Annotated in this window: 11 protein-coding genes; all 11 read left to right on the forward strand. The window is 39.8% G+C overall.

Features of this window, described 5'->3' with window-relative positions; all coding sequences use genetic code 11:
- On the forward strand, positions 1–1,326 hold a 1,326-nt coding region (gene dnaA / locus IGI66_RS00005), incomplete at its 5' end, for a chromosomal replication initiator protein DnaA (protein WP_436969508.1).
- 232 nt (positions 1,327–1,558) lie between these two features.
- Entirely contained in the window at positions 1,559–2,689 is a 1,131-nt protein-coding gene (gene dnaN / locus IGI66_RS00010) for a DNA polymerase III subunit beta (protein ID WP_010782263.1), read from the forward strand.
- A gap of 235 nt (positions 2,690–2,924) precedes the next feature.
- Positions 2,925–3,167 carry a S4 domain-containing protein YaaA gene (gene yaaA, locus IGI66_RS00015; RefSeq protein ID WP_086306025.1) on the forward strand — a complete coding sequence of 81 codons (243 nt, stop codon included), beginning with the start codon at positions 2,925–2,927 and terminating at the stop codon, positions 3,165–3,167.
- Positions 3,154–4,272, forward strand: a complete 1,119-nt coding sequence (gene recF / locus IGI66_RS00020; RefSeq protein WP_314579931.1) for a DNA replication/repair protein RecF — start codon at positions 3,154–3,156, stop codon at positions 4,270–4,272. Before yaaA ends, recF begins: the two co-directional genes overlap by 14 nt.
- On the forward strand, positions 4,273–6,222 hold the full coding sequence (gyrB, locus tag IGI66_RS00025) for a DNA topoisomerase (ATP-hydrolyzing) subunit B (protein ID WP_010782260.1): 1,950 nt from the start codon (positions 4,273–4,275) through the stop codon (positions 6,220–6,222).
- A 14-nt stretch (positions 6,223–6,236) separates the two neighbouring features.
- Complete coding sequence (gene gyrA / locus IGI66_RS00030) at positions 6,237–8,741, forward strand: DNA gyrase subunit A (protein ID WP_010782259.1); 2,505 nt, start codon at positions 6,237–6,239, stop codon at positions 8,739–8,741.
- A gap of 183 nt (positions 8,742–8,924) precedes the next feature.
- Positions 8,925–9,227 carry a 30S ribosomal protein S6 gene (rpsF, locus tag IGI66_RS00035; protein WP_010742561.1) on the forward strand — a complete coding sequence of 101 codons (303 nt, stop codon included), beginning with the start codon at positions 8,925–8,927 and terminating at the stop codon, positions 9,225–9,227.
- 44 nt (positions 9,228–9,271) lie between these two features.
- Positions 9,272–9,784, forward strand: coding sequence for a single-stranded DNA-binding protein (ssb, locus tag IGI66_RS00040; protein WP_010782258.1), 513 nt, complete (start codon positions 9,272–9,274; stop codon positions 9,782–9,784).
- Between the two features lie 23 nt (positions 9,785–9,807).
- Positions 9,808–10,041 (forward strand): 30S ribosomal protein S18, encoded by a 234-nt coding sequence (gene rpsR / locus IGI66_RS00045; protein WP_010742563.1) that lies wholly within the window; start codon positions 9,808–9,810, stop codon positions 10,039–10,041.
- A 182-nt stretch (positions 10,042–10,223) separates the two neighbouring features.
- The gene (locus tag IGI66_RS00050; protein WP_438846917.1) at positions 10,224–12,188 is read left to right on the forward strand and encodes a DHH family phosphoesterase; all 1,965 of its coding nucleotides are present in this window, start codon (positions 10,224–10,226) and stop codon (positions 12,186–12,188) included.
- Positions 12,185–12,637 (forward strand): 50S ribosomal protein L9, encoded by a 453-nt coding sequence (gene rplI, locus IGI66_RS00055; protein ID WP_010782256.1) that lies wholly within the window; start codon positions 12,185–12,187, stop codon positions 12,635–12,637. Before IGI66_RS00050 ends, rplI begins: the two co-directional genes overlap by 4 nt.
- Positions 12,638–12,683: the final 46 nt, after the last annotated feature.

Consider the following 12,683-nt stretch of genomic DNA (forward strand, 5'->3'; position numbering starts at 1 on the left):
TTGACCTCATTGGATAATTTCTGGCAGGAATTGAAGGACAGTTATAAAAATGACCTTAATCCTGCCAGTTATGACGCTTGGGTTGGTACAGCTAAACCGTTAGCTTTAACAAATAATCAATTAACGATCGAAGTCACAAGCGATTTGCATAAGCGCTATTGGGAAAAGCATTTAGCAGCAAAAATCGTCGAAATCGGGTTCAAAGTAACAGGAGATGAAATTATGCCTCTCTTTGTAACACCTGATGAAGCTCCACCGATTAGCATTGTCGAAAAAGAGGAAGCTCCCAAAGTAGATACTACAAAGCGAGCTATGCTTAATCCGAAATACACATTCGATACCTTCGTAATCGGAAAAGGAAATCAAATGGCACACGCTGCTGCGTTAGTTGTTGCAGAAGAACCTGGATCAATTTATAATCCGCTCTTCTTCTATGGTGGTGTCGGTTTAGGGAAAACACATTTGATGCACGCGATCGGTCATCAAATGTTAGCCATTAATCCTCATGCAAAAGTTAAATATGTTTCTAGTGAAACGTTTGCAAATGACTTTATCAACTCGATCAAAAACAAGACTTCAGAAGAATTTCGTCAAGAGTATCGCAAAGTCGACTTATTATTAGTTGATGATATTCAATTTTTCGCAGATAAAGAAGCGACACAAGAAGAATTCTTCCATACATTTGAGAACTTATATAATGACAATAAACAAATTGTACTGACTAGCGACCGTTTACCAAATGAAATACCGAAACTCCAAGAACGCTTGGTTTCACGCTTTGCATGGGGCCTATCCGTAGATATCACGCCACCAGATCTAGAAACACGGACGGCTATCTTGCGTAAAAAAGCCCAAGCTGAGAATCTTGAAATTCCTGATGATACCTTGAGCTATATCGCTGGACAAATTGATTCAAACATTCGTGAGCTAGAAGGGGCCTTGGTCCGTGTGCAGGCTTTTGCCACAATGAACAGTGCAGATATTACAACTAGCATCGCTGCCGACGCGTTAAAAAGTCTAAAAGGAACAAGCAATGCACAGCTTTCCATCAGTAAAATCCAAGAAGAGGTGGCAAAATTTTATCATATTCAAGTAAAGGACTTAAAAGGGAAAAAACGAGTGAAAGCAATTGTTGTTCCGCGACAAATTGCTATGTATCTAGCTCGCGAAATGACCGAAAGTTCACTACCAAAAATCGGGGCTGAATTTGGAGGCAAAGATCACACAACCGTTATCCATGCCCATGAAAAAATTAGCCAATTGGTGAAAAATGATCGCACGATTCAACAAGAAATCGCTGAAATCAAAAATTTGCTTCTTGGTTAGCTTGTGGAAAATAATAAAAAAAGAGTTTGTTTATCCACAAGTTGTCCACAAGTGGAAAACTTGATGCAGCAATCTTTAACCTGATTTTTCCACAAGATTAACAGGACCTACTACTTTTATTATTTAATTTACTTAAATAAATAAAAAGAAAAGGCCTGTGATCACACAGTATCCTTTTACGTACGTACGGCTTCACTAAAAATAAATAAATAATTTAAAAAGGAGTTTCATTATGAAATTTACGATTAACCGTGCTCGCTTTATTCAAGAATTACAAACAGTGCAACGAGCTATTTCTACTAAAACAACAATCCCAATCTTAACGGGAGTGAAAATTGAACTAAATAACGAAGGACTGAACTTAACAGGTAGTAATGCAGATATTTCCATAGAAACCTTTCTAGCTGCGGATGATGAAAAAGCAGAATTACAGATTTCTGAACCGGGGACGATTGTATTACAAGCGCGATTCTTTAGCGAAATCATCCGACGTTTGCCAGAAACAACGTTTACTCTAGAAGTACAAGAAAATTATCAAGTATTGATTTCATCTGGTGCGGCTCACTTTACAGTCAATGGTTTAGATGCAGATAATTATCCACATTTGCCAGTAGTAGAAGAGCAAAATCAATTGAAATTGCCTGTCCACATGTTGACAAAATTAATCGGAGAAACAGTTTTCTCTGTTTCTCAACACGAAAGTCGTCCAATTTTAACAGGGGTTCATTTCACAATGTCTAACGAACAATTGTTAGCTGTAGCGACGGATTCCCATAGATTAAGTCAACGAATTGTTCCTATAGAAAATGCCAATAAAGATTTTGATATTGTTATTCCTGGGAAAAGCTTAGTGGAACTCTCTCGTTCACTATCTGATGAAGAAGCAGAAGTCGAAATCAGCATCATGGAAAACCAAGTCCTATTTAAAACACCTACGATGTATTTTTACTCTCGCTTGCTTGAAGGAAATTATCCGGATACCAATCGTTTGATTCCCACAAGCTTTAATACGGAAATCACGTTCTCTGTTCCAACATTTTTAGCTGCAATCGAACGGGCATCGTTGCTTTCTCATGAAGGACGCAACAATATCGTTCGCTTAGCAATTGCCGATAACTCAGTCATTCTTTACGGAAACTCGCCAGAAATTGGTAAAGTTGAAGAAGAATTGGTTTACGAAAAAGTGAGTGGAGACCCGTTAGAAATTTCTTTTAACCCTGACTATATGAAAGATGCTCTTCGTGCTTTTGGGGATATGAGTATCAAGATCCAATTTATTTCAGCAATCCGTCCATTTACTCTTGAACCAAGTGAAGGGGACGTATCCTTTATTCAATTAATTACTCCAGTGCGCACAAATTAAAGGAAATCTAGTGAGTTTCACAAATTTTTTGAAAAATATGAAAATATTTTGTAAAATACGCAATTCCAGTAAAAGGTCTTAAAATCGATTTTAAGGCCTTTTACTTTTTTTTGAGTGAATTAATAAAAACGGCTTAGAACTTCTTAAATCGAAAAATACAACGAGTTAATTTGTTTTATCTCTTAAAAAAGGGTATAATAAAGAGGTGTTTCTAGCATGAAAATGAGGGATGAATGTGAAACAAAAAATTTTTTTAGAAACAGAGTTCATGACGCTTGGTCAGTTATTGAAAGAGATCAATGTAATCTCTAGCGGTGGACAAGCCAAGTGGTTTCTAGCAGAAGAAACAGTATTTGTAGATGGCGAGTTAGAAAATCGCCGCGGCCGAAAGCTCTATCCTGGAATGATGATTGAGATTCCTGAGGTAGGAACTTTTTTTATGGTCAAAAATAAGGAAGAACACGATGCAGCTGAATAAGCTAGAGTTGAAAAACTATCGTAATTATCAAGAGCTGGTCTTGAAATTTCCTAACCGATTAAATGTTTTTTTAGGAGAAAACGCTCAGGGAAAAACCAATCTTTTGGAAAGTATTTACGTTTTAGCATTGACCCGTAGTCATCGTACGAGCAGTGAGCAAGAATTGATCGGCTGGACGGATGATTTCGCTCAAATTAAAGGGCGTATAGAACGTGGGACAAGCGAGCTGGAATTGGAATTGCTGTTGACTAAAAAAGGGCGCAAATCCAAAGTTAATCATATTGAACAAAAGAAGCTGAGCAGCTATATTGGCCAGTTGAATGTTATCTTGTTTGCACCTGAGGATCTGTCTTTAGTAAAAGGAAGTCCGCAGACCAGACGACGTTTTATTGATATGGAGTTAGGCCAAATCAATCCAGTCTATCTTTATGATTTGGCTCAATACCAACAGACGTTAAAGCAGCGAAATCTTTATCTAAAACAATTATCTGAGAAAAAGCAGACGGATGAGATATATCTTGATATTTTAACAGAGCAATTGGTAGATTTTGGCAGTAAAGTTTTAGCCAATCGTTTGAAGTTTGTTAAAAAGCTAGAACGTTGGTCTAATGACTTGCATGGGAAGATCACGAACCAAAAAGAAGCATTAGCAATCGAATATGAGGCGAGTCTTCCGCTTGAAAATGAAAGTGTTGAAGAAATCCGTACAGTTTTTCTAAGAGAATTACAGAAAAACCGCAAGCGGGAAATTTTCAAAGGAAATACATTTTTAGGTCCTCATCGAGATGATTTAATCTTTAAAGTTAATCAAAAGAACGTCCAAACCTATGGCTCACAAGGTCAACAAAGGACGACTGCGCTAAGTGTCAAATTAGCAGAAATTGATTTGATGAAAGAAGAAACAGGTGAATATCCGATTTTACTTTTAGATGATGTCATGAGTGAACTTGATGATAGTCGTCAAATCCATTTATTGGAGACGATCGAAAACAAGGTCCAAACATTTTTAACAACAACAACATTGAATCATGTGAAAGGGAAAATGACGGTCCATCCGGATATTTTTTATGTCCATCAAGGGCAGATAGAAAGGAAAGAGACATAGATGACAGAAGAGGAAAAGAGTTTATTAGAACGTGCCCAAGAGTACGATGCTAGTCAGATACAGGTACTAGAAGGGTTAGAAGCAGTTCGAAAACGTCCTGGGATGTATATTGGTTCAACCAGTACAGAAGGGTTGCACCACCTTGTTTGGGAAATCGTGGATAACTCCATTGACGAAGCTCTAGCGGGATTTGCGTCTCACATTCATGTAGTGATCGAAGAAGACAATAGTATCACCGTCAGCGATGATGGCCGGGGAATCCCCGTCGATATCCAAGCAAAAACAGGTCGTCCTGCCTTGGAGACCGTCTATACAATCTTGCACGCCGGTGGGAAATTCGGCGGCGGCGGATACAAAGTGTCTGGAGGGCTTCACGGTGTGGGGGCTTCAGTCGTAAATGCGTTGTCTTCGTCCTTGGATGTACGCGTCTTTAAAAATGGAAAAATTTATTTCCAAGAATATCGTCGCGGTGCTGTTGTAGATGACTTAAAAGTGATCGGTGAAACAGAGAAGCATGGAACAACGGTTCATTTTATGCCGGATACTGAGATTTTTACAGAATCAACAGTCTTTAACTTTGATAAATTAGCTACTCGGGTTCGAGAATTGGCTTTCTTAAATCGAGGATTGAAGATCTCGATAGAAGATAAACGTGAAGAAAAACCGGTTTTGCGTGAGTACCATTACGAAGGCGGGATCAAAAGTTACGTTGAACATTTGAACCATAGTAAGGCAGTCATTTTTGAGGAGCCTGTGTATGTTGAAGGGGAGCAACAAGATATCACGGTTGAAGTAGCCATGCAGTATACAGATGGGTACCATACCAATATCTTGAGTTTTGCTAATAATATTCATACGTATGAAGGCGGAACGCATGAATTTGGGTTTAAAACAGCGTTGACGCGTGTAATCAATGATTACGCACGCAAGCAGAAAATCATGAAAGACAATGATGAAAATCTTTCTGGTGAAGATGTACGAGAAGGATTAACAGCGGTTATTTCGATTAAGCATCCGGAACCACAGTTCGAAGGACAAACAAAAACAAAACTTGGGAATTCTGAAGTTCGTACGGTTACAGATCGTTTATTCTCTGAGAACTTTTTGAAATTTTTGATGGAAAATCCTTCTGTTGGCCGTCGAATCGTTGAAAAAGGAATCCTTGCTGCTAAGGCACGTTTGGCAGCAAAACGCGCTCGTGAAGTGACACGTCGTAAAGGTGCGTTAGAAATCAGCAACTTGCCAGGTAAATTGGCCGATTGTTCAAGTAACGATCCGAAGAAATGTGAATTGTTCATCGTCGAAGGAGATTCCGCTGGTGGTTCAGCGAAACAAGGTCGGAATCGAGAATTTCAAGCAATCTTACCGATTCGTGGGAAGATCTTGAATGTCGAGAAAGCTTCCATGGACAAAATTTTGGCCAACGAAGAAATTCGATCATTGTTTACAGCAATGGGAACTGGTTTTGGAGCAGACTTTGATGTATCGAAAGCACGTTACCATAAATTGGTTATCATGACAGATGCCGATGTCGATGGGGCTCATATTCGGACGTTGCTGTTGACGTTATTCTACCGCTACATGCGCCCAATCGTGGAGGCAGGGTATGTTTATATCGCGCAACCACCGTTGTACGGGATTAAACAAGGAAAGAATATTACTTATATCCAACCAAGTAAAAATGCAGAAGAAGAATTGTCACAAAAAATGTCTGAACTGCCAGCAACACCGAAACCCAATGTTCAGCGTTACAAAGGGTTAGGAGAAATGGATGACCATCAATTATGGGAAACAACAATGGATCCAGATAATCGCTTGATGCTGCAGGTAAGTGTTGATGACGCGATCGAAGCCGATCAAGTCTTTGAAATGCTGATGGGCGATCGAGTAGAGCCGCGCCGTGCGTTTATTGAAGAAAATGCGCACTACGTTAAGAACCTGGATATTTAGTGAGGAGGATCGATTTGGAAGATCGAAGAGAGAATATACAAGCCGTCAATCTAACCAGTGAAATGAAAGACTCCTTCATTGATTACGCGATGAGCGTTATTGTAGCACGTGCTTTACCAGATGTTCGGGATGGCTTAAAACCCGTTCATCGTCGGATTTTATACGGAATGAATGAACTAGGAGTGACACCAGACAAGCCTCACAAAAAATCAGCCCGTATCGTTGGGGATGTCATGGGGAAATACCATCCTCACGGAGACAGTGCCATTTATGAATCGATGGTTCGGATGGCTCAGTCCTTCAGCTATCGCAATATGTTAGTAGATGGTCACGGAAACTTTGGTTCTGTTGATGGTGATGGTGCTGCGGCGATGCGTTATACCGAAGCGCGTTTAAGTAAGATCGCAATGGAAATGTTGCGGGATATCAACAAAGATACTGTTGATTTTCAAGGAAACTATGATGACAGTGAGCAGGAACCTGTGGTGTTACCAGCAAGATTCCCTAATCTACTGGTCAACGGGGCAACTGGGATCGCCGTCGGTATGGCGACGAATATTCCGCCTCACAACTTGAGAGAGGTTACAGCTGGAATCGAACTATTGATGGAAAATCCTGAGGCAACAACGCAAGAATTAATGGACTGCATTCCAGGACCAGACTTCCCAACTGGCGGGTTAGTCATGGGGAAATCCGGTATTCGTCGAGCGTATGAAACAGGGAAGGGTTCAATTACCGTACGAGCAAAAATTGAGATTGAAGAACAAAAGAACGGGAAAGAACGAATCCTGGTTACCGAATTGCCTTATATGGTCAACAAAGCGAAACTTATTGAACGTATTTCTGAATTACACCGGGATAAACGAATCGAAGGAATCACTGATCTTCGGGACGAATCTTCTCGCGAAGGTATGCGTATTGTTATCGAGGTTCGCCGCGACGTTAGTGCCTCAGTCATTTTGAATAACTTATATAAGATGACTTCTCTGCAAACGTCGTTTAGCTTTAATATGCTAGCAATCGAAAAAGGCGTACCAAAAATATTAAACTTGAAACAAATTCTAGAAAACTATATCGAGCATCAAAAAAATGTGATTACTCGCCGGACGATCTTTGATAAGAAAAAAGCCGAAGCACGGGCACATATCTTAGAAGGTCTGCGTATCGCATTGGATCATATCGATGAGATCATTGCTACGATTCGCAACTCCGCTTCGGATGATATCGCAAAAGCCACGTTGATTGAGCGCTTTGAATTATCTGATCGTCAAGCGCAAGCAATTTTAGATATGCGTTTACGCCGTTTAACGGGCTTAGAACGCGAGAAAATAGAAAATGAGTACCAAGAGCTGTTGAAGACGATCAGTGACTTAGAAGACATTCTAGCGCGTCCTGAGCGTGTGGAAGAAATCATCCGTACGGAATTAGCAGAGATTGCTGGAAAATATGGCGATGCTCGTCGAACAGAGCTGCTAGTGGGCGAGGTCTTGAGCCTTGAAGACGAAGACTTGATTGAAGAAGAAGATGTTGTCATTACTTTGACGAACAACGGCTATATCAAACGGGTCGCATCAACGGAATTCCGAGCACAACGCCGCGGTGGACGCGGCGTTCAAGGAATGGGGATCCATAATGATGACTTTGTGAAGACATTGATTTCCTGCTCCACGCACGATACGTTGCTGTTCTTTACAAACAGTGGTCGTGTCTATCGGGCAAAAGGGTATGAAGTTCCTGAATACGGACGCACGGCCAAGGGAATTCCTATTATCAATTTATTAGGGATCGATTCAAGTGAAACGATTCAAGCAGTGATCTCGGTTAATGGGCAAGCAGAAGACGGCCATTTCCTATTCTTCGTAACGAGAAAAGGAACTGTCAAGCGAACAACTGTAACAGCCTTCTCAAATATTCGTGCCAATGGATTGATCGCAATTGGCTTACGTGAAGGCGATGAGCTGGTCAATGTAATGTCTACGGAAGGTGATGAAACAATCATCATCGGGACGCATGATGGCTATTCTGTAACGTTTAAAGAAAAAGCCGTTCGTGATATGGGAAGAACCGCTAGCGGTGTCCGCGGAATTCGCTTACGTGATGAAGATTATGTGATTGGTTCAGCAGTATTGAAAGAGGATCAAGAGGTCTTAGTTCTTACTGAAAAAGGTTATGGTAAACGAACCAAAGCTTCAGAATACCCAATTAAAGGCCGTGGTGGTAAAGGTATCAAGACTGCGAATGTCAAAGATAAAAACGGTCCACTTGCCGGATTGACTGTTGTGAATGGTGATGAAGACATCTTATTGATTACTGACAAAGGTGTCATTATTCGCTTCAATGTCGGGGGTGTTTCGCAAACAGGTCGCGCTACTTTAGGCGTTCGATTGATGAAGATGGAAGAAAATACGAAAGTCGTGACCATGGCAATCGTTGATAAAGAAGATGAAGAACTTGAAGAGACCGAAACAAATGAAACGGTTGAAACTTCGGATGAATCAACAAAAGATGCTGAAGAATAAAAAAAGTTTTAAAGGCTGGGAGCAATCCCAGTCTTTTTTCGTAACTTAAAGTAAATAAACAATTGATTTTTGTAGGACGATTATGTATAATGATTATTTGTGAGTAGTCTAGATAAAATTTAGATCGCTCTCCTTGCTCTTAAAAATTTAAGAGCCTTATAGTCCATAGGGAGGTGAAAATCAATGAGTCAAAATACGAAGTATGAAATCACATACATCATTCGTCCGAACATTGATGAAGAAGCAAAAACTGCTTTAGTAGAACGTTTCGATACAATCTTGAAAGATAATGGTGCAGAAATTATCGATTCAAAAGATTGGGAAAAACGCCGTTTCGCATACGAAATGAACGGATTCCGTGAAGGTATCTACCATATCGTCAATGCAACTGCACCAACAACAGCTAGTGCAGTTAACGAATTCGATCGTCTTGCAAAAATCAATGACGATATTATTCGTCACATGATCGTTAAGATTGAAGAATAATTGTTTCACGTGAAACAATTGACGAGAAGGGAGCTGGCTTTACTTTGATTAATAATGTTGTATTAGTTGGTCGTTTAACAAAGGATCCTGATTTACGCTATACAGCAAATGGTACTGGAGTTGCAACGTTTACCTTAGCGGTGAATCGTAATTTTACGAATCAAAGCGGGAATCGCGAAGCGGACTTTATCAATTGTGTGATCTGGCGGAAATCTGCTGAAACTTTAGCTAATTACGCGCGTAAAGGAACTCTTTTAGGGGTTACGGGACGCATCCAAACAAGAAATTATGAAAATCAGCAAGGACAACGTGTCTATGTGACTGAGGTTGTTGCTGAAAACTTCCAATTATTGGAATCTCGCAATGCGAGTGAACAACGTCAACAGAATCCAAGCAATTCTAATGACAATTTCCAAGGCGGGTCAAATAATTTTAACAACAACAACTATGATCAATCCTCTCAGTCAGCTAAGAACACTATGCCTGACTTCGATCGAGATTCAGATCCATTCAGTGGGTCCTCAATCGACATTTCAGATGATGATTTACCATTCTAACAATTGAATAGGAGGGAAACGGAATGGCACAACAAAGAAGAGGTCGCAAACGTCGTAAAGTAGACTATATTGCTGCAAATCATATCGAGTACATCGATTATAAAGATATTGAATTACTAAAACGTTTCATTAGCGAACGTGGTAAAATTTTACCTCGTCGTGTAACTGGAACAAGTGCTAAAAACCAACGTAAATTAACGATCGCTATCAAACGCGCTCGTATTATGGGCTTATTAGCATTCGTTTCTGAAGAATAAAATGTAATTTTAAAAGAGACTTCATTTTTGAAGTCTCTTTTTTTTGTTTCACGTGAAACATTCAAGAAAGTCGCTTGCTAGAGGAGATTGTGATAGAATTACACTGTTGGACAATTAACTTGTTTTACTTGAAATATGCTTGTTAGTAGTTAAACAAGCTTGATTAAAATAGGAGGGTATAAATGAAAAATAAACCTCAAATAAAATGGTCTTTTTTCTTCCTCTGTTTATTATTGATTCAATTAGCAGCGATCTTTTTGTTGCCATTTACTATTTTGACAGCAGGGATTGTTATATTAATTGACCTTTTGCTATGGATTTATACGGTCTTTTTGAGAAATCGTATTGAAATCAGCAATCAGCAAAAAATTCAATATGCCTCTCATCGTGCCCAAGAAGCGTTGGACTATGTGTCCGAGGATATGCCAGTAGGGATCATTACCTGGGATGAAAATAATACGTTTATTTGGACAAACCCAGCGATAACAAAAAGTGTGCAAGATCTGACAAAAGAGGATCAGCAGGACATGGTCAATGAGCTGCTGCAACGAGCTGAAAAGGGAAAAAGTATCTACAAAATAGGTGATATCCTCTATCATTTTGATTTGAATCATGAGAAGCGTGTCGTTTATTTGATTGATATAACGAAGGAATACGCATTAGAGAATAAAGAAAAGCAACAACAAGCAGTTGTGGGGATTCTTTCTGTCGATAATTATGATGATGTGATAGATCGTCGAGATGATAAGGAGATTTCAAATTTGAATTCCTTTATTACAACAATTATTTCTGACTGGATGGATTCCTATCAGATTTTCTATAAGCGTGTGAATGCGGAGCGTTTCTTTCTTTTCGCTAGGTACGATGATCTGGAAAAGATGATTGAGAATAATTTCAATTTGTTAGAGCATATTCGTGTTTCAGCAGAGAAGCAAGAGATGCTGATTACTGTTAGTATGGGAATCAGTTATGGAACGGAGTCTCTAGAGGTCATTGGCGATGAAGCGCAAAACAATCTGGATATTGCCCTAGTGCGAGGCGGGGATCAGGTGGTTGTTAAAAATGCTGGTGAGGGAAATAAACCTGTCTTCTATGGCGGAAATTCAGCGAGTGCGGCGAAAAGAACAAGGGTACGTTCTCGTGCCATGTCAACGGCATTGAAGAATGTGTTCAATCAAACGGGCAATGTTTTCGTTATGGGACATCGTTTTCCCGATATGGATGCCATTGGTTCGGCGTTTGGTGTTGCCTGTTTAGCCCGATACCATGATAAGAACGTTCAAATTGTAATCAACGAAGAAGAGACGATTCCTGATGTAGAACGCTGTTTGGAAGAGATTCATCAAAACGGGGATTTAGAAGATTTGTTGATTTCACCAGAAATGGCTAAGAAGCAGCGGAAGCCAGGCGACCTGTTAGTGATGGTAGACTATCATCGACCTTCGTTATCCATTGACCAGGAATTATATGAGCAGTTTGAAAATATTGTTATTATTGATCATCATCGAAGGGGAGAAGAATTTCCTGAGAAATCATTATTAACTTATATTGAATCTTCTGCATCCTCCGCTTCAGAACTGGTAACAGAGTTGATTCAATTTGAAAGCAATGAACGACAAAGAATGAGCAAGATGACAGCTACTTTGCTGCTTGCTGGAATTACAGTTGATACGAAAAATTTTGCAGTACGGACTACGGCTCGAACATTCGATGTCGCTAGTTATTTAAAGACTTGTGGAGCGGATGCTTCTTTAGTACAATATTTATTGAGTACAGATATTCAGTCTTACCTGGAAATCAGTAAGCTGGTAGGTGAGAGTGACTATGTTAGGGATGACATCGTAGTTGCTACAGGGACAGATACCCAAGAGTACGATAGCGTAACAGCCGCCAAGACTGCGGATACATTATTGTCGATGGTGGATATCAATGCAGCCTTTGTCATTATCAAACGTACAGATGGGGTAATCGCGATCAGTGCACGCAGCTCTGGGACGATTAATGTCCAGATTGTGATGGAAGCATTGGATGGTGGCGGCCATTTTACAAATGCCGCTACTCAATTGAAGGATAGCAGTATTGCTGAAGCAAAAGAACAATTGCTCGAAGCAATCAATAAACAGTTAACGGAGGGGACAGAAGAATGAAAGTAATTTTTTTACAAGATGTTAAAGGTAAAGGAAAAAAAGGTGACGTTAAGGAAGTCCCAACAGGATACGCACAAAATTATTTACTAAAAAATCATCTAGCGAAAGAGGCTACTAAAAGTAGTATCTCAGAACTAAGCGGACAAAAGAAAGCGCAAGATAAAAAAGCTGCAGAGGTATTAGCAGAAGCAAAAGAATTGGCGGACTTTTTAGCAAAGGAAGAGACGGTTGTCGAAATCAAAGCCAAGGGCGGCGAAGATGGACGATTGTTTGGTTCGATTCCTTCGAAGCAAATTGCGGAAGGCTTAAAGAAACAGTATGATCTGAAAATTGATAAGCGCAAAATTGAGCTAGAAAATCCAATCCGTACACTAGGCTATACGAACGTTCCTGTCAAACTACACACAGAAGTAGAAGGAATAATTAAAGTCCATGTGGTAGAAGAATAAATCATTCGAAAAGAATAATGACAAGAGGAGTATGAGGATTCTTGAA

This window comes from Enterococcus sp. AZ048 (genome assembly GCF_051715125.1).
Lineage (GTDB): Bacteria > Bacillota > Bacilli > Lactobacillales > Enterococcaceae > Enterococcus_A > Enterococcus_A gilvus.

Bases quoted from the DNA above. Each gene is read 5' to 3' on its own strand.
- dnaN (WP_010782263.1), top strand. From the start codon at position 1,559: ATGAAATTTACGATTAACCGTGCTCGCTTTATTCAAGAATTACAAACA.
- recF (WP_314579931.1), top strand. From the start codon at position 3,154: ATGCAGCTGAATAAGCTAGAGTTGAAAAACTATCGTAATTATCAAGAG.
- gyrB (WP_010782260.1), top strand. From the start codon at position 4,273: ATGACAGAAGAGGAAAAGAGTTTATTAGAACGTGCCCAAGAGTACGAT.
- rpsF (WP_010742561.1), top strand. From the start codon at position 8,925: ATGAGTCAAAATACGAAGTATGAAATCACATACATCATTCGTCCGAAC.
- rpsR (WP_010742563.1), top strand. From the start codon at position 9,808: ATGGCACAACAAAGAAGAGGTCGCAAACGTCGTAAAGTAGACTATATT.
- IGI66_RS00050 (WP_438846917.1), top strand. From the start codon at position 10,224: ATGAAAAATAAACCTCAAATAAAATGGTCTTTTTTCTTCCTCTGTTTA.
- rplI (WP_010782256.1), top strand. From the start codon at position 12,185: ATGAAAGTAATTTTTTTACAAGATGTTAAAGGTAAAGGAAAAAAAGGT.